Origin of the sequence: Vibrio sp. TBV020 (assembly GCF_046056895.1) — a bacterium.
Lineage (GTDB): Bacteria > Pseudomonadota > Gammaproteobacteria > Enterobacterales > Vibrionaceae > Vibrio.
Window position 1 is genome coordinate 363,445 of sequence record NZ_JBEEAQ010000003.1, and the last position, 17,677, is coordinate 381,121.

A 17,677-nucleotide genomic window follows, 5' to 3' on the forward strand; every position below is an offset into this window, starting at 1 on the left:
TATCATTTTCATCAAATATGAATGCAAATGTGTTAAGTGCGAAGAGAGTACGTATTGAAACTATTAGTCACAGGTAGTTCGGGGTTTGTTGGGCGTCAACTTACTAAACAATGTGCCCTGAACGGATGGGAAGTATGCTCTGTTTCTAGGGCCAGAACTCAAGAGAGTCTTTGTCCAAGCACTTTTGTTGTAGATAGTATTGATGGTGCTACTGATTGGCACAGCGCATTCGTAGGTATTGACTGTGTTGTCCACTGCGCAGCCCGTGTTCATCAAATGAAAGAGTCTAAAGCAGAAGCGATAAAGGCTTATAGAGAAACCAATACAGAAGGGACGTTAAATCTTGCTAGACAAGCAGCTCAAGCGGGTGTTAAACGTTTTGTTTTCGTCAGTTCAATTAAAGTCAATGGTGAGTTTTCCAATCCCAAACAACCATTTCTCCCTGATTCGACATACGTACCAGCTAACCCCTATGGATTAAGCAAGTATGAAGCCGAGGTTCAACTTCGCCAATTAGCCAAAGAGACAGGTCTTGAGGTAGTAATTATTCGTCCTCCTTTGGTTTACGGACCAGAAGTAAAAGCTAACTTTTTGTCTATGATGCGTTGGATGGATAAAGGGGTTCCGCTTCCGTTAGGAGCGATTCATAACAGTCGAAGTGTTGTATATCTTGATAATTTGGTTGATCTTCTTCTTACGTGTTGTCGCCACCCTAAAGCAGCTGGTGAGGTATTCTTAGTCTCGGATGATAACGATATATCTACAACTCAATTACTAAACACAGTTGCTTCTGCAATGGGGAAAAGCGCTCGATTATTGCCTATTCCTATGTCATTGATAACATTTTCTGCCAAGCTTATTGGTAAGCCTCAGCTATCGCAAAGATTATGTGGTAGCCTTCAGGCTGATATAACCAAGACAAAAACTTTGCTGGAGTGGGTTCCCCCCGTTTCATTTGAAGAAGGCATCCAAAAAACAGTTGATGCTTACCTACAAACTAAATAGTTTTTTCATTAGTACCTTTAGAGTCCCATCGGAGATAGTTTTGATCCGTACATTAGATTTTTTATTTGCTTTATTCGGCCTTCTGTTTCTTTGGCCGGTATTTATCGTCATTTGTGTATTGGGTTACTTCGATACAGGAGCTCCTGTTTTTAGACAAGTCCGTGTAGGTAGGGACCAACAGCCGTTTACTCTCGTGAAATTCCGCACAATGCCAATAGAAACTAAATCTGTAGCTACACACCTTGTTGGTGCTAGCTCCGTAACTAAACTTGGTGCGTTTCTCCGCAAAACAAAGCTAGATGAGCTCCCTCAATTGTGGAATGTGCTTAAAGGAGAAATGAGCTTAGTAGGGCCCCGTCCATGTTTGTTCAACCAAGAGGAGCTAATTTCAGAGCGAGAGAGCCGAGGAGTCTTTAATGTGCGTCCTGGAATAACAGGTTTAGCACAGGTTAATGAAATCGATATGTCGACCCCAAAAACATTAGCGGAATGGGATCAACGTATGATCCAGTCAATGACGACAAAGCACTACTTCATCTATATTGTTCAAACGGTGTTAGGTAAAGGGGCTGGGGATAGGGTTTAAAGTGAAACACTTACTCCAATTATTCCGTTATGTCTTTTTTGATGCTCATTATTTTGTTGCGGCTAGTGGCCAGCTAATAGGGAAAGCTCTATCAGTTGGAATGGGGGTATTGATTGCTCGGAGTTTGGGGCCAGAACAGTTCGGTCAATACAGTTTTTATTTAGCACTAGCGTCCATGGGTATTTTATTCATTTCTTTGGGGTTACCTACATTCGCTACGAAGCAATCCGCCATTTTTTCTAAACCTCTTCAACCTGCACGCTTAAAAGGGGTGGTTGTTTGGGGCACCTTATGGGTTGTGGCGTTATTTCTACTGTTGTTGATATGTGCATCTGTCGTTTTGGCTTTGTATATTGAACACGTTGATGAGCTTTTAATGCCTTTCGTAATAATATGTATTGTTACTATCAGTAAAGCCATATCAAATGTATATGGTGGGGTATTAATAGGTCTAAATCATCCTTTTCAAGCTACTTTAGGCCCCTTCATCATTTACCCATCTATTTGTATCTTTTTTACTCTTATCTACTCTTATTGCGTACCTAACTTGAATGCCAATTCAATGCTTATGGGTAGCGGTATTGCCGCACTTTTTGCCGCTACTTCATCTGCGCTAGTGTTGAGACAGTGCCTTCAGAATAAAGTAAAAAATGTTCAACCAAAATTAGAGCCTCTTGGATGGACGAAACAGCTGGGTCCGTTTGCTACTATTATGATTTTATCAACACTCAATACAGAATTAGGGGGAGTTCTACTTGGGTTTTTAGCCCCTCCAGAAGAGCTAGGCTTTTATAAAGTTGCTATCCAAGCTATAACAGTCATTACTTTAATCTTTTCAACATCAGCTTCGGTATATTCCCCGAAAATTGCTCAGTTATATTCAGATAATAATTACGCTGACACTCAAAAAGTACTGACTCATAGTGCAAATCATGCCTTCCTTTGCTCTTTACCTGTTGTGATTGTATTTTATTTTTTTGGTTCTGACTTATTGGCTTTCCTTTTTGGAGATGTTTATACAAAAGCTTACGCCATGCTATTAATACTACTAGTTGGTCAAGTCGTGAGAATTTGTATGGGTAATGTGGGGCCTGCTTTACATATGACAGGGCATGAAAAGCAGTCAGTACTGGTATTAGCTATTACAGTTTTGGTTTTGTTTGTTACGTTGGTAGCTTTTATACCCCGTTGGTATGGAGTGGGAGCTGCATGGGCAGTTACTTTTAGCACAATAACTTGGAGCGGAGGGATGGCTATTGTTTTGTTCCGAAAGACAGGGCTTGTTGCTTGTATCAAACCTAATTTCTTGGCTTTAGGAAGGCGGGTGTGAAGTTTAACTATAAGGGAAGAATCATCACTTTAATGGGGTATTCAAAGGATGACCATATTTATAGAACGATTGTGAATACAAAAAGTTTCTATGAGGTGGAGTTACTAGAATACATAATCAAGGTAATGAAAAATAGAGCTCCTGAAAGTATAGTTTGCGTTGATGTCGGCGCAAATATAGGAAATCATAGCGTATTCTTAGGCTCATTTATTAGTGAGCATGTAGTTGCCGTTGAGCCTAATCCCGATGTGCTGCCGCTACTCAAATGTAATTTAGAAATTAATGCCATTTCACACACTCTTTTTCCTGTCGCACTTGGAGAGAGCGAGGGCTTTGGTGAACTAACCATACCATTGGATGAAAATATAGGCTCAGCAAGATTGAATGAGTTAGAGCAGGGAACGGTTCCTATTACTAGCTTTGATACACTATTTACAGACTGGAAGTTGAGCCATCCAGAATTTAAGTTAGCGATAATTAAAATTGATGTTGAAGGTATGGAGTTGAAAGTGTTAAAGGGGGCTGTTAATACACTAATATCAGAAAGACCGGAGTTGTTTATAGAAGCAGCTTCGAGATACGACTATTTTAAGTTAGCCAAACACTTAGGAAGTTTAGGGTATTATCCAATTAGCTGCTGGGGTGCTACACCGATGTACCATTTTAGCTGCCGTTCTAGTGTTGAAAACATTAAAATGAAAGGATACGCGTTGGAAAGGAAAGCCATAAATGTATTTCATAAGCTACGTAATAGGCTAGGGTTGTAATGATCGTTGAGCGTATAAAGATTAATTGGCTTAAAATGATTAGTAAAACTAAAGAGGCTGTAAAGCGAAAGCGGTTATTGGGCAAAATGAAAGAAAGTTGTTGGCACTCAGATATACCTATCTGTGATCCTAACTCACACAGCCAAATCATTGTTAGCCTTACAACCTACTCTAGTCGTATAAATAGCGCCTATGTAGCAATTGAGTCAATCGCTTATCAGTCAGTGAAAGCTGAATCTGTCATTCTATGGCTAGATCAGGATGAATTTGATGCTAGTACCTTACCTGAGACGATCAAAAGGCAGATGATACGTGGGCTACAGGTTCGCTTCGTTCCGAACTTTGGTTCTTACAAGAAGCTATTTCCAGCTGTTGAAGCCTTTCCTGAGAAGCATATCGTTACCATTGATGACGATATTATATACCCAGAAGCGATGCTCGCTGATCTACTAAAGCAGCATCAGGCTTATCCAAAATCAATTATTGCATGTCGAGCGCACGCAATAACGCGAAATTCAGAGGGTATTCCGACTTGTTATCACCATTGGCGAAAGGAGGTATCAGAGCATTGTGGAGAGAATACTTTTGTTACGACTGGAGGTGGTACTTTTTTCCCTGCGGACGAGTCTAGGCTGTGGTTTGTTAATAAAGAGCTAGCCATGACTTTGTGCCCAAATGCGGATGATGTTTGGGTTAACTATATCGCTAAGTTACATAGTATAGAAGTTCGCAAGCTTGAGAGTGCATACTCTTATCGAGAACGGTTTACTTTTCTAACTCACAAAAATAATCTAGAACTCAAAACGGTGAATGTGTTAGGGGGCCTGAATGACAAATACTTGCATAATATGTTTCAGTATTTTGGTTTTCACCTGTGAGCCTAGTGAGAGCTCATGATACCGACGTTACTGACAATTGTTATTCCATATCACAATAATGAGAATGGTATACGTCGATTGCTGGATAGCATAAACGTAAGCGATAATACAGGTGTTGAAGTTATAGTTGTCAACGACAATAGTGAATCAATTGAAGAGCTGCTGCTAGAGTATCCTACAATAGATTTACGCTACATGGAGCTAAGCGTCAGCCAAAGGTGGGCTGGCGCAGCTCGCAATAAAGGGCTTAGTGGAGCTAAAGGCCGTTATGTTCTTTTTGCCGATGATGATGACTATCTGCTACCTGGGTGGTATGAAGTACTTTCTAACTATCTCGATAAAGATATAGATATTGTTTTTTTTGCTCCTATGAGTACCAACGAGCATGCCGAACCAGCGTATAGGCATCTTCCCTATCAATATTTGGTTGTTAGCCACGGGGACGATCCCATGCGGATCCGATATCGATTTCATGTCCCTTGGAGCAAGCTTTATAGAAGAGGTTATTTACAAAAGAAGCAGTTAAAGTTTGATGAAATCCATGTGTCTAATGACGTGATGTTCTCCTTATATGCTAGTCATTTTGCTAGAAAGATCTGTGTGGATCGCAGAAGCTTTTACTGTGTAGTAGATAGAATGGATAGCTTAACCAAAAAAACGTCAGAAGAAGCCCTTGATACTCGCTTTGAAACCGCATTGAGATTCAATCATTTTATTGAACAGCAAGGTGGGCAGTATAAGCTCGCGCTGATTCCCCATATTTATAGGGCATTTATGTTCTCTTTTGAGAAAGGGTGGGAACGTTTGCTATGTTGCCTGAAAATGAGACAAAAGATTTTTTTCTCTTTGAATGAGTTATATTACTTAACCAAACGAAGCTTGATGTCCAAATGATAGTGAACAGTCTAGTATCCATTGTAACTCCCCACTATAACAATCTAAGAAATTTAAAGCAGACGTTGGAGTCGGTTGCTCAGCAAACGTACCTTAACTATGAGCATATAATTATCGATGACTGCTCATCTTTGGTTGAGTCTGATGCGCTTAAATCGTTAATTACTGGCTTTCCTAAAACATTATTTATCACATTAGAGAGTAACTCCGGTGCCGCGATTGCCAGAAATGAAGGCATTAAACATGCGTCAGGACGATATATCGCTTTTCTCGATGCCGATGATGTGTGGGCGCCAACTAAACTGAGTCGACAGGTTACATTTATGCAGGAACATAATCTTGATTTATGTTATTCCGCCTATAAAGTGATCGATCAACATGGCGCGGTGACGAGTCAACGCAGTGCTCCCTCTACTGTTACTTATGAAAGTCTATTGAAATGTAACGAAATAGGTTGTTTGACCGCTATTTATGATACTGAGAGATTAGGTAAAGTTTTTATGCCTGAACTGCGCAAGAGGCAAGACTTGGCGTTTTGGCTAAAACTCATGAAGTTAGGCGCTAAGTCTGGTGGGATGCCTGAGTCACTCGCTTATTATAGAGTAGGTGACAACTCTCTCTCATCGAATAAATGCAAAGTTTTACCCTATCAGTGGGCAGTCTATAGGGAGTGCGAACAATTGAATATCTTTCAATCGGCCTATTACTTTGCGTTTTATGCTTGGAATGGAGTATCACGTCACTATTGGTAGGTGGAATGCTACGCCCCTTTACGTTGTAAGATGATTTTTAGCGTTTTTATCGCGATATATATATCCAACTCTAGGGATAGGTGCTTGATGTAATACAGATCGTAAGAGAGTTTGTGCTTAGTACTTTGAAGAGAATCGGTATAGCCTTGCTCTATCTGTGCCCAGCCAGTAATTCCGGGTTTTACAATGTGGCGATAGTTGTAAAAAGGTATTTCTCGTTGGTATTGCTCTACAAAAAATGATTGTTCTGGCCTTGGTCCGATAATAGACATCTCATCTTTTAACACGTTGAGCAGTTGTGGTAATTCATCTAACCTTGATTGACGCAGCCAACGCCCTAGGCGACTTATTCTGTTGTGCTCTGAGGTGGCGAAGTTAGCCTTACTATCTTCTTTGCTTTCCATGGTTCGAAACTTGTAGATATTAAATCGCGTAGCGTTTCTTCCTACTCTTTCTTGGCGGAACAAAATAGATTCTGATGGAAGGTTGAGTTTTACGAGCAGAGCGGTAATGAGTAATACAGGTAAAATAATAGGAGCTAAGCTGATGATGAGCAGTTTTTCGACTATCGAGCGGAATTTTAGGTAGCGAATATTAGGCGATAAAACTTCAATCGTGTTTTGTGTCAAATGGGTTGTAGATACTTGTTTATCGAGTCGCTCTTTTAATAGATGTGAGTGATAGACTGGTATATTACTTAGGCTGCAATCTGCTAAAAAACGCTCTTCCTCCCCCGTAAGGGGTCTGTGCAGGTTAACCAGCACACCATGTATAATGTCTTTAATTTGTGTTCGATCGTTTATCTGTGTCAATTCTAAGTTGTGGTATTGGCCAAATTGCTCAGCCCTAACATTACTGAGATAAAACAGCTTTGCTTTCATTCGCTGACAGCATACAAAGTGAAAAGCTGAAAACCATATAAAAGATAGGATTAACCCTAGAGTGAGTGCTGTTCTAGAGTAATCGACACGCAGCATTGCGATGGTGACTAATGCAATACAGTAGCTGCTGAGAACAGTAGGGAGTATTTGATAGCGCTGTGTTTTTAATATTCTTGGCCTTGGTTGTGGGCTAAACCACCATGTAGAAAAAAAGCAGAGTGTGACGGCACAAACACTGTATAAAATCGAGTTCGGGAGTGCTGGGTAAAAGGTTGCGGTCCATAGAGCTATAATGAACAGAATGCACGTTAGTCCAATAGTATGCAGTTTTATTTGTTTATCGAGCTTCATTTGATTTGCAGGCTTTTAGTCAGTGTTCATACGTTATCACACTCCTCCAACCTGTTGCTATGTTACTCTCATAAGTAATTTGGCGCATAAGATATTAATAAAGGGAAAAGAGTGAAAAAAATTGCTGTAGTCGGGTCGGGGTATGTTGGCCTCTCTATTGCCCTACTCTTAGATAAGTCTAATTGGGTTACTGTCTATGATATTTCGACAGTAAGAGTGGAACAGCTAAAAGCAAAACAAAGCCCGTTTCATGACCCCCTTGTTCAACAATATTTGGACGATGCGACCCTTAGCTTTACTACTAATCCATATTCTGCACTATCTGATGCGGAGGTAGTGATTGTAGCGACGCCTACCGACTATAACCATGAAACGTTTCAATTTGATACATCGTCTATTGAGCAGGTTGTTCGACAAGTTAAGAGTGTTAATCAAAGTGCCACAATCGTTATTAAATCAACGGTACCTGTTGGCTACACAGAGCGACTAAACAACGAATTTAATTGCCAGAATATCCTCTTTTCTCCAGAATTTTTGCGTGAGGGCTCCTCGCTACATGACAGTTTATTCCCATCTAGGATTATTGTAGGTGATCAAGGTCCTGATGGAGAATTTGTCGCGCAACTGTTTGCAAGTGCGTGTGCTCAAGAGAATCCTAGAATTCAACTAATGTCTTCTTCTGAGGCTGAAGCAGTAAAGCTTTTTTCAAATACGTATTTAGCTATGAGAGTAGCATTTTTTAATGAATTGGATACCTTTGCTGAACAAACGGGTTTAGATAGCCGAAGAATTATTAACGGTGTAGGTGAAGACCTGCGGATTGGTAATCATTATAACAACCCTTCATTTGGTTATGGTGGTTACTGTTTGCCTAAAGATACCAAGCAGCTGTTATCGAGTTACCGTGACGTACCCAATGATTTGATTCAAGCGATTGTAAAATCGAACGCGACACGGAAAGACTTTATTGTTGACTCGATACTTAGTAGTCAACCTAAGGTTGTAGGAGTTTATCGGCTGATAATGAAAACGGACTCAGACAATTTTCGCTCTTCTTCGATGATTGGGGTTATTGAGCGCCTTATTGCCAAAGGGGTATCGATACGATTGTATGAACCATTGTTGACAGAGTCATTCTGGCCAGAAGTGATGCTTATTGATGAACTTGAGCAATTTAAGCAAGAGTCGAACGTTATCGTAGCTAATCGTATATGTGAAAAGCTGAGCGATGTGAGTGACAAAGTTTATAGCCGAGATTTATTCGGTAACGGTTAGTTATCGCGATTCAATAAAAAAGCGAGGGAATACTCCTCGCTTTTTTATTACAAAATCTGCTTCAAAACCCGATCCGCTTTCACTCGCGTTATCTTGCGCATCAGCTTTTGCACTGCATCGGGATAGTCTTCAAATTTCTCTAATTGTCGGTAAGTACAGATTAGATCTGTATGCTGAAGAATGTTTTCCACCTCTTTCTCGAACTGAGGAGTTAGATGATGATAGTTATCTTGAATGAAGATAGCGTTTTCTAAGTCCAACTTCCAAGCGCGTGGATTGAGGTTGTTACCTGTAATCAGCATATAGCGCTTGTCGACCCAAATCCCCTTTAAGTGGAAGCTATTTTCTTCATGCTTCCAAAGGTGAATAGATAGTTTGCGGCTAGCAATATTAGCTTCATTCGCTTTAGCAAATTGGCGCAAGTTGCGTTCATATAGGTAAGGCAGACCGCCAATCGTTCTGAAATCTTCTTCTGGAGAGATATAGAAGTCGTTTGCCGTTTTATCACCGACAACAATCGTTACTTTTACGCCACGTTTGATCGCTTTCTTTACTTCTTTTGCCACACTCCGTGGGAAGTTAAAGTAAGGCGTACAAATGAAAATCTCATCTTTAGCTTGAGCAAGTAATTGATTGATTCCTTGATTTAGTTTGTTGCGTTTCTTACCGACGCCAACAATCGGGGTTACCGCTACTTCATCGGCAGAAACTTCTTGAGATTCAAATTTGTAATTCGACTTGGCTAACGATGCGCGTAGCTGACGAATTTGCGCTTTGATCTCTTTCGTTTCAGGTTTACTCGGACATGCTAAGTCGTTTACCGCAGGATGAGCTATCATTTCAGATTGAATGAACTCAACCATACTGTCTGCCAGCGCTTTGTTGTTTAGCATATGGTAGCGGTCAAAGCGGTAACGGTCTTTATAGTTTAGGTAGATATTATTTAAGCTTGCGCCGCTATAGATAACTTGATCATCAACAATAAAGCCTTTGAGGTGCAGTACGCCAAATACTTCACGACCACGAACAGGGATGCCATAAACAGGAACCTTATGTTCGTAGTTATCAGCAAAGGATTTGTACATTGTCGCATTGGTTTCGCCAGGCTCTGCACCAATCAAACCACGTTGAGCACGGTGCCAGTCGACACAAACATTGATATCGAGTCCTGGGTTACGTTGTTTTGCATGATAAAGCTCAGTTAGGATCTCTCGACCGGCTTCATCATCTTCTAAGTAAAGGGCAACAAGATAGATTCGTTTGCTTGCTTGACGAATCGCTTCAATTAAACGAGTTCGAAAATCTCTAGCGGCGTAGAGGGTTTCAAACTGCGCTGGATCTTGCGCCAAAGTAGGAAGTTGTTCGAATAAATTCCTAGGAGTCATCATGTTGGATGGGTAACCTTTACTTGAAGTGGACAGGGATATTAGCAAAAGAACGAAAAAGTTGCGAGTGACCTACAGCTCGCTGCTAGAAGCTCGTAAACTAATTTCACCACCTATATAGCTCTCGATACCCTGTTCTGTTTCTAGTAACACAGCGCCCTGCTCATTGATGCCTTTTGCGATACCAGTAACTTCACGTGGGCCCATGATAAGTTTAATCGGGCGGCCTAAGAAATTATCTAGCCTGTTCCAGCGTTCAACAAAGCCGGACATTCCTTGCATCTCATAATCAACTAACGCGTTATGCAGGGTTTTAATCATAGATATAGCCAGTTGGTTGCGGTCGATTTCTTGGCTCTCAGCGACTTCAGAAAGGCTTGCCCATGGCTGAGTGATACCTTCAGTACTCTCAGACATCATTAAGTTCATGCCCATGCCAATTACTAAGTTTGCCGCAGCGCCAGCTTGGCCTGACATCTCGACCAAAATACCAGCCAGTTTTCTATCCTGATAATAAAGGTCATTTGGCCATTTGAGTTTTACACCTTCTAGACCAATTTCTTCCAGCGCTTCAACAATGGCGACGCCTACTACTAAGCTTAACCCCATAGCGGCTGCCATACCTGCATCTAAACGCCAAAACATCGATAGGTAGAGGTTAGAGCCAAAAGGGGAGACCCATTCTCGGCCACGGCGGCCACGTCCTTTGGCTTGATACTCCGCTAAACAGACTGAGCCTGACTCCAGATTATCGACACGGTCGAGTAAGTACTGATTGGTCGAATCTATAATAGGAATAAGCTCTACAGGTGTTGTTAGAGCTTTGCCCAATACCTCTTGGTCAAGCAACTGCATCGGTTTAGCCAGTTGGTAGCCCTTGCCTTGAACGCGGAAGATATCGACACCCCAATCCTGAATGCCTTTAATGTGTTTGCTCACGGCTGCACGAGAAACACCAAGCTGTTCACCAAGCTCTTCACCTGAGTGAAAGCCACCTTGGGATAAAGCCTTCAATATCGACAACTTTAAAGAGTGATCTTTCATTGCTGTTTCTCCAAGATATCTTGTAAGTAAGTTTCGTGCTGAGCACCCATAAAGCGAACTTCATGTTCTAGTTTTATTTGGTAACGAGCAAAGACGGTGTCTCTAACTTTTGCTGCGAGCTGCAACACATCCTCAGCTGTTGCATGATCGTGATTAACCAATACTAGTGCTTGCATTGGGTGAACTTTTGCACCGCCAACGCTCATGCCTTTCAATTGGCATTGATCAATCAACCATCCTGCAGCGATCTTCATACCGTTCTCAGCAGGATAAGCCACAATATCTGGGAACTGTGCTTTTAGTTGCTCAAAGTGTGCTAACGAAATAATAGGGTTCTTGAAAAAGCTTCCTGCATTACCGGTAATTGCCGGGTTAGGGAGTTTCTCCATACGGACTTGGCAGACTCGGTCAAATATCTGCTTTGCTTCAAGGCCCTCACAAGCCAACGATTTTAAGGGACCATACTCGATGTTTGGTTGCCAATCTTTAGCGAGCTTTAAGCCTACTGAGACAATAACCGCTTTTTGGTATAACTCATGTTTAAAAATAGAGTCGCGGTAACCAAATCGGCACTCTTCAGCGTTTAATCGTCTAGTGGTAAAAGTATCAAGGCAAAGAATATCGACATACTCGCAGACATCTTTTAACTCAACGCCATAGGCTCCGATATTCTGGATTGGAGCACTACCCGCACACCCAGGTATCAATGCTAGGTTCTCTAGCCCCGGGTAACCGCTTTCAACCGCCCATTGAACTAGGGAAGGCCAATCTTCACCACCCGATATACGCAAATGCCAGTGAGTCTCCGATTCAGTGACTTCCTTGCCAAGCAAAGCATTCACGATAACTACGCCTTGATACTTTTCTGTAAACAGCATATTGCTGCCTTTGCCGAGTACAAGCTTAGGTAGCTCCAACCAGTCAGCGTGTAAGTAGGCCTGTCTCAGTTCATCGATAGAACTGACTTCAACAAGGTAAGCACATTGCTGAGAAATAGAAAAAGTATGGTAAGGGCGTAGGTCCGCGTTGGCTGTAATTTGCATTGGTTTTATTGAGTAATCTAAACTGCGCTCATTCTACCCTAAATTAGGATTGGTGATAATGAGCGCAATGCAGATTGAACAATTGGACCCGATGAAGCTGCCTTTAGTATCAAGGTTGTACAAGTCGTTTTATTCATCAGGAAAGGCGAAAAAAGATGAGCTTACGTTTGTGGGTTACCTAGAAAATCAATTGGTTTCTGTTGTGCGCTTTAGAACGATTGAACAATGTCGTTTGCTAACGGGAATGCTTGTGGTGCCCGATTTTAGGGACAAAGGGCTAGGGCATGAACTGATGGCCTACTGCTTAGAACATGTATTAACCGAAGGGGACTATTGTTTTGCTTATCTGCACCTCGAGAACTTCTATTCTCAACATGGCTTCACGACGATTGAGCATCAAGAGCTTCCCAATGCATTGAAAAGCTTGTTTGAGCGTTATACCCGTACAAAAACTCTTGTGCCGATGAAGTACCTTTCGTCGTAGTAAGCGAATGGCAGGTAAAGCGTTTGCTTTATAAATGGCTTCGCTCATAATGTTTAGGTGACAGAGGAAGCAATATGAAAAGCACGGATAAGATCTTACAGTTAATCAAAACCAATGGGGCGGTTACGGTAAAGCAATTAGCACAAGAGTTGGCGATGACAACCATGGGGGCTCGACAACACCTCCAAACTCTTGAGTCTGAAGGCGTGCTTACATTTGAAGATCGTAAAGTGAAAGTGGGCCGCCCGACTCGACACTGGTTGCTTACATCTCAAGGACATCAGGAATTTGCAGATCGTCATGGTGAGCTTACGATTCAGGTAATTGATGCAGTTGAGAATCTATTTGGTGCCGAAGGGGTGCAAAAGGTCGCAGATGAAAGGGAAAAGCAAACCTTTCAAAACTACCTAAGCCAGTTACGTGACTGCACTGACCTAGAAACACGTCTACTAAAATTAGTCGAACTGCGTGAGCAAGAAGGCTATATAGCTGAGTTAGAGAAAACAGAGTCGGAATACATCCTGATTGAAAACCATTGCCCTATCTGTAAAGCTGCGACTCGTTGCCCTTCTCTTTGCCAATCTGAGCTGAATATATTTCAAAAGCTACTTGGTGATCGCTGCTCGATTGAGCGAACAGAACACATTGTTCAAGGCGAAAGGCGTTGTGTTTACCGAGTGTCGGTGGTGAGTTAACTTTAATAGGTGCTTTTCTTGGTCTCACTTCTGAGACTAAGTGCAATCCTAGCTGTCGTTGTTTCCATGATCTCCTATCCTTGAATGAGTTGCTGATAATTCAGTCAATGTTCCAGGGGGCCGCATGAGAACACCATTAATTAATCAAACCTTACCTTCTTTTGATGAGTTGATGGAGCTGGCACAGACTAATCCAGACGCCTTCTCTCAACTTAAACATGACATGTGTGAAGAGATGATTCTTTCTGCCTCTGAAGAGATGCAAGATAGGTTGTGGGCGCAGCAGAGCCATATCGATCGCGTTGTCAGCAATTGTAAAAACCCAAACCATGCCAATATGGTGTTAATGCGTGAACTTGTTTCGCAGATGACTAAGTTTCAAGATGTACTCGATGGTGATGTTGGAGAAGCAGGCAAGCTGCCTTTAGCAGATGTTATCTCGTTGGATGAGTGGCGTTGAGCTCTTAAAGTCCTTTTTATTTTTCAACAATACTCTCGTCAGACTGAGTCTCGTTTCCCTACATCTCTGAACCCGATCACAAAAAAACTTCCTTTGCCCCTTGGGTTTAATCAATCCGTCCCTCATATAGTTACCACAAGGCTTTGAAAGCCGTTTATCAAATCAAACATGGAACTTTTCAGGAGAGACGACCAATGAATATTCGTCCATTACACGACCGAGTTATCGTAGAGCGCCAAGAAGTTGAATCTAAGTCAGCGGGTGGCATCGTTCTAACTGGTTCTGCTGCAGAGAAATCAACTCGCGGTGTGGTACTAGCTGTAGGTAAAGGCCGCATTCTAGAAAACGGTACTGTTCTACCGTTGGACGTAAAAGTTGGCGACACGGTTATCTTCGCTGAAGGTTACGGTACTAAGACTGAAAAAATCGACGGTAAAGAAGTGCTAGTGATGTCTGAAAACGACATTATGGCGATCGTTGAGTAATAGCAATCATTGAGTAGTTTTTTGCTCAGATTCAAATACTAGTCAAAACAAAGAATTTAAAGGAAATAAAAGATGGCTGCTAAAGACGTTAAATTTGGTAACGACGCACGCGTAAAAATGCTTGAAGGTGTAAACGTTCTGGCTGACGCAGTAAAAGTAACATTGGGCCCTAAAGGCCGTAATGTAGTTCTAGACAAATCTTTCGGTGCACCAACTATCACTAAAGATGGTGTATCTGTAGCGCGCGAAATCGAACTTGAAGACAAGTTCCAAAACATGGGCGCACAAATGGTTAAAGAAGTGGCGTCTCAAGCTAATGATGCTGCAGGTGACGGTACCACAACAGCAACAGTTCTAGCTCAAGCTATTGTTAATGAAGGCCTTAAAGCAGTTGCTGCTGGCATGAACCCAATGGACCTTAAACGCGGTATCGACAAAGCCGTTGTGGCAGCAGTCGAAGAGCTGAAAGCGCTTTCTGTTCCATGTGCTGACACTAAAGCTATCGCACAGGTTGGTACTATCTCTGCGAACTCTGATTCAAGCGTAGGTAACATCATTGCTGAAGCGATGGAAAAAGTTGGCCGTGATGGTGTTATCACTGTTGAAGAAGGTCAGGCTCTACAAGATGAGTTAGACGTAGTTGAAGGTATGCAGTTCGACCGCGGTTACCTATCTCCTTACTTCATCAACAACCAAGAAGCAGGCAGTGTTGATCTAGAAAGCCCATTTATCCTTCTAATCGACAAGAAAGTTTCAAACATCCGTGAACTTCTTCCGACTCTAGAGGCTGTAGCGAAAGCATCTCGTCCTCTTCTGATCATCGCTGAAGATGTAGAAGGTGAAGCTCTAGCGACACTAGTTGTGAACAACATGCGTGGCATCGTGAAAGTTGCAGCTGTTAAAGCCCCTGGTTTTGGTGACCGTCGTAAAGCTATGCTACAAGACATCGCAATCCTAACTGGCGGTACAGTGATCTCTGAAGAAGTTGGTCTAGAACTTGAAAAAGTGGTTCTAGAAGACCTAGGTCAAGCGAAGCGTGTTGCTATCACTAAAGAGAACACAACTATCATCGATGGTGTGGGCGAAGAAGTAATGATCTCTGGTCGCGTAACTCAAATCCGTCAGCAGATTGAAGAAGCAACTTCTGATTACGACAAAGAGAAACTCCAAGAGCGCGTAGCTAAACTGGCTGGCGGTGTTGCAGTAATCAAAGTTGGCGCTGCAACTGAAGTTGAGATGAAAGAGAAGAAAGACCGTGTTGAAGATGCTCTACACGCGACTCGTGCAGCTGTTGAAGAAGGCGTAGTTGCTGGTGGTGGTGTTGCACTTATCCGCGCAGCTTCTAAGATCACTGATCTTCAAGGCGATAACGAAGAGCAAAACGTGGGTATCCGTGTAGCTCTACGTGCAATGGAAGCGCCAATCCGTCAAATCACGAAGAACGCTGGCGATGAAGAGTCAGTTGTTGCAAACAACGTGAAAGGTGGCGAAGGTTCTTACGGTTACAACGCGGCGACTGGTGAATACGGCGACATGCTAGAGATGGGTATCCTAGATCCAACTAAAGTAACTCGCAGCGCACTTCAGTTCGCGGCATCGGTTGCTGGTCTAATGATCACGACTGAAGCAATGGTTACTGACAAGCCTCAAGACTCTGCTCCTGCAATGCCTGATATGGGTGGTATGGGCGGTATGGGTGGCATGGGCGGTATGATGTAATCATCCCCTAGCTATCTTTAGCTGATATTAAAACGGAGACTTCGGTCTCCGTTTTTGTATCTGCTAGCTGGCTAGGTGTTTAGATGTTGATGCACATAGTCGCGAATAAATGGCACGACACTTTCCTCAAACCATGGGTTCTTCTTCAGCCATAGTGTGTTTCTTGGTGAAGGGTGGGGCAGTGGTAAATAAGTTGGTGCCCAACGTTGCCATTGCTGCACGGTTTCAGTCAGCGTTTTGGGTTTATCATGCAGGTAATAGTTTTGAGCATATTGGCCAATCAGTAAAGTCATGCCAACATTCGGCAACTGTTCTAACACAGCTTGGTGCCATTTTGGCGCGCATTCTTTTCTTGGTGGCAAGTCACCACTTTTTCCTTTTCCTGGATAGCATAGTCCCATTGGCATGATGGCGACTTTGCTAGCGTCATAAAACGTCTCTTTATCAAGCTGCAACCATTCTCTAAGCCTGTTACCACTTGGATCGTTCCAAGGTACTGAGGTTTCATGCACGCGAGTACCTGGCGCTTGACCAATGATTAATAACTTGGAGGACTGCGAAGCCTGAATGATAGGGTTAGCGCCTAGAGGTAAATCTGGTTCGCAAAGCTTGCACGCTCTCACTTCACTTAAAAGAGTGCCTAACATTAGTAACCTTTATCCAAATCAACAGTGTTGATGAGGCTAAAACCGTCTCGCCATCGCTGATAGTTTTCTGTAAAGATCTCCACTACCTGCTCAGGGAAGCTAAGAGCAGCGATATGCGGTGTGATAGTGATATTTGGATGTCGCCAATAAGGGTGAGAGTTATCTAATGGCTCTTGTTCAAATACATCGAGGAATGCATGACGAATAGAACCAGATTCAAATGCCGCTAGTAACCCTTGCTCCTCAAGCGCGTTGCCTCGACCGACATTGAAAAGCAAAGCATCTGAGCAGTGCGATAAGCTATCGCTATTTAGGATATGTAGAGTTTCAGGTGTGTTAGGTAAAGTGTTTACGACAATATCTGCTTGTTCTAAAGCGGTGGTTAATTCTTGAATATGGTAGGTTGATTCAAATGGCGAGTCTTTACTTGGAATACCACTGCGATTAATACCAATAGGTACAATGGAAAACGCTTTAGCCGTATTTGCCAAATAGGCACCTATCGACCCTGTCCCTAGTATCACCATTTTTTTACCTGCCAGTGATTGATAAGGTTTTGGTGACCATGCTTTCTGAAATTGTTGCTGGTGGTAGTGAGTAAAGTGGCGATAGTACTCAATGGTATAACCCAGAACATATTCAGCAATTTGTTGGCCGAAGATACCTTTTACATTTGTGAGGTCTCCAGAAAAGTCATTTAAGTACGGAATCAATGCATCAACCCCCGCGTAGATAGACTGCACCCATTCAACATTAGGAAAGTCATTGAGGCATTTCGCAGCCATCGGTGGAGAAGCCAATAGAATCGTTGCTTGATGCCGCTCGGAAGTGATTTCGATATCAGGTAGTGCTAATTGCTCTATTTGCGAGAGGTAATGTGGATCATCTTCAGTGAGTAGATACAACTTATGAGTGAAATTGTTCATCGCCTTGCTTTTTTCCCTGCTGGTTATCAAGTACACTTTCGCTGTCTATTTTATTCTCAACCAATGAGTC

The 17,677-nt window shown here is 42.4% G+C and carries 19 protein-coding genes; 13 read left to right on the top strand and 6 right to left on the bottom strand.

The window, feature by feature from the left end; all coding sequences use genetic code 11:
• Positions 1 to 54: 54 nt before the first annotated feature.
• The 7 genes from AAFX28_RS09615 to AAFX28_RS09645 all read left to right on the top strand — a co-directional run bounded on the left by AAFX28_RS09615 (position 55) and on the right by AAFX28_RS09645 (position 6,212).
• Positions 55 to 1,005 carry a UDP-glucose 4-epimerase family protein gene (locus tag AAFX28_RS09615; protein WP_408687284.1) on the top strand — a complete coding sequence of 317 codons (951 nt, stop codon included), beginning with the start codon at positions 55 to 57 and terminating at the stop codon, positions 1,003 to 1,005.
• Between the two features lie 40 nt (positions 1,006 to 1,045).
• A complete protein-coding gene (locus AAFX28_RS09620; RefSeq protein ID WP_408687286.1) occupies positions 1,046 to 1,591 on the top strand; it encodes a sugar transferase in 546 nt (181 codons plus the stop codon).
• Position 1,592: 1 nt separating this feature from the next.
• Positions 1,593 to 2,921 (top strand): oligosaccharide flippase family protein, encoded by a 1,329-nt coding sequence (locus AAFX28_RS09625; RefSeq protein ID WP_408687288.1) that lies wholly within the window; start codon positions 1,593 to 1,595, stop codon positions 2,919 to 2,921.
• Entirely contained in the window at positions 2,918 to 3,688 is a 771-nt protein-coding gene (locus AAFX28_RS09630) for an FkbM family methyltransferase (RefSeq protein WP_408687289.1), read from the top strand. The genes AAFX28_RS09625 and AAFX28_RS09630 overlap by 4 nt, the downstream gene beginning before the upstream one ends.
• Positions 3,689 to 3,774: 86 nt before the next feature.
• Positions 3,775 to 4,566, top strand: coding sequence for a glycosyltransferase family 2 protein (locus AAFX28_RS09635; protein ID WP_408687290.1), 792 nt, complete (start codon positions 3,775 to 3,777; stop codon positions 4,564 to 4,566).
• 15 nt (positions 4,567 to 4,581) lie between these two features.
• Positions 4,582 to 5,460 (top strand): glycosyltransferase family 2 protein, encoded by an 879-nt coding sequence (locus AAFX28_RS09640; protein ID WP_408687292.1) that lies wholly within the window; start codon positions 4,582 to 4,584, stop codon positions 5,458 to 5,460.
• Positions 5,457 to 6,212 carry a glycosyltransferase family 2 protein gene (locus tag AAFX28_RS09645; RefSeq protein ID WP_408687294.1) on the top strand — a complete coding sequence of 252 codons (756 nt, stop codon included), beginning with the start codon at positions 5,457 to 5,459 and terminating at the stop codon, positions 6,210 to 6,212. The genes AAFX28_RS09640 and AAFX28_RS09645 overlap by 4 nt, the downstream gene beginning before the upstream one ends.
• 8 nt (positions 6,213 to 6,220) lie before the next feature.
• Here AAFX28_RS09645 and AAFX28_RS09650 read toward each other — a convergent pair whose 3' ends face one another.
• A complete protein-coding gene (locus AAFX28_RS09650) occupies positions 6,221 to 7,093 on the bottom strand; it encodes a sugar transferase (RefSeq protein WP_408687296.1) in 873 nt (290 codons plus the stop codon).
• A gap of 462 nt (positions 7,094 to 7,555) precedes the next feature.
• On the opposite strand from AAFX28_RS09650, the gene AAFX28_RS09655 reads away from it, so the two are divergent.
• Positions 7,556 to 8,719 (top strand): nucleotide sugar dehydrogenase, encoded by a 1,164-nt coding sequence (locus AAFX28_RS09655; RefSeq protein WP_408687298.1) that lies wholly within the window; start codon positions 7,556 to 7,558, stop codon positions 8,717 to 8,719.
• 47 nt (positions 8,720 to 8,766) lie between these two features.
• Here the strand turns inward: AAFX28_RS09655 and pssA are convergent, their stop codons facing one another.
• The 3 genes from pssA to murB all read right to left on the bottom strand — a co-directional run bounded on the left by pssA (position 8,767) and on the right by murB (position 12,191).
• The gene (gene pssA, locus AAFX28_RS09660) at positions 8,767 to 10,107 is read right to left on the bottom strand and encodes a CDP-diacylglycerol--serine O-phosphatidyltransferase (RefSeq protein ID WP_408687299.1); all 1,341 of its coding nucleotides are present in this window, start codon (positions 10,105 to 10,107) and stop codon (positions 8,767 to 8,769) included.
• Between the two features lie 69 nt (positions 10,108 to 10,176).
• Complete coding sequence (gene birA / locus AAFX28_RS09665; RefSeq protein ID WP_408687300.1) at positions 10,177 to 11,148, bottom strand: bifunctional biotin--[acetyl-CoA-carboxylase] ligase/biotin operon repressor BirA; 972 nt, start codon at positions 11,146 to 11,148, stop codon at positions 10,177 to 10,179.
• A complete protein-coding gene (murB, locus tag AAFX28_RS09670; protein WP_408687301.1) occupies positions 11,145 to 12,191 on the bottom strand; it encodes a UDP-N-acetylmuramate dehydrogenase in 1,047 nt (348 codons plus the stop codon). Before murB ends, birA begins: the two co-directional genes overlap by 4 nt.
• 58 nt (positions 12,192 to 12,249) lie before the next feature.
• Here murB and AAFX28_RS09675 point away from each other — a divergent pair, with 58 nt between their 5' ends.
• From AAFX28_RS09675 to groL, 5 genes are all read left to right on the top strand, one after another.
• The gene (locus AAFX28_RS09675) at positions 12,250 to 12,675 is read left to right on the top strand and encodes a GNAT family N-acetyltransferase (RefSeq protein ID WP_408687303.1); all 426 of its coding nucleotides are present in this window, start codon (positions 12,250 to 12,252) and stop codon (positions 12,673 to 12,675) included.
• 74 nt (positions 12,676 to 12,749) lie between these two features.
• Complete coding sequence (locus AAFX28_RS09680; RefSeq protein ID WP_408687304.1) at positions 12,750 to 13,370, top strand: helix-turn-helix transcriptional regulator; 621 nt, start codon at positions 12,750 to 12,752, stop codon at positions 13,368 to 13,370.
• 124 nt (positions 13,371 to 13,494) lie between these two features.
• A complete protein-coding gene (locus AAFX28_RS09685) occupies positions 13,495 to 13,830 on the top strand; it encodes a DUF3135 domain-containing protein (protein WP_408687305.1) in 336 nt (111 codons plus the stop codon).
• A 194-nt stretch (positions 13,831 to 14,024) separates the two neighbouring features.
• Positions 14,025 to 14,315, top strand: a complete 291-nt coding sequence (locus AAFX28_RS09690) for a co-chaperone GroES (protein ID WP_004410737.1) — start codon at positions 14,025 to 14,027, stop codon at positions 14,313 to 14,315.
• 72 nt (positions 14,316 to 14,387) lie between these two features.
• A complete protein-coding gene (groL, locus tag AAFX28_RS09695; RefSeq protein WP_408687307.1) occupies positions 14,388 to 16,034 on the top strand; it encodes a chaperonin GroEL in 1,647 nt (548 codons plus the stop codon).
• A gap of 71 nt (positions 16,035 to 16,105) precedes the next feature.
• Here groL and AAFX28_RS09700 read toward each other — a convergent pair whose 3' ends face one another.
• Positions 16,106 to 16,681, bottom strand: a complete 576-nt coding sequence (locus AAFX28_RS09700) for a uracil-DNA glycosylase family protein (protein ID WP_408687308.1) — start codon at positions 16,679 to 16,681, stop codon at positions 16,106 to 16,108.
• Positions 16,681 to 17,607 carry a D-2-hydroxyacid dehydrogenase gene (locus tag AAFX28_RS09705; protein ID WP_408687309.1) on the bottom strand — a complete coding sequence of 309 codons (927 nt, stop codon included), beginning with the start codon at positions 17,605 to 17,607 and terminating at the stop codon, positions 16,681 to 16,683. Before AAFX28_RS09705 ends, AAFX28_RS09700 begins: the two co-directional genes overlap by 1 nt.
• Positions 17,608 to 17,677: the final 70 nt, after the last annotated feature.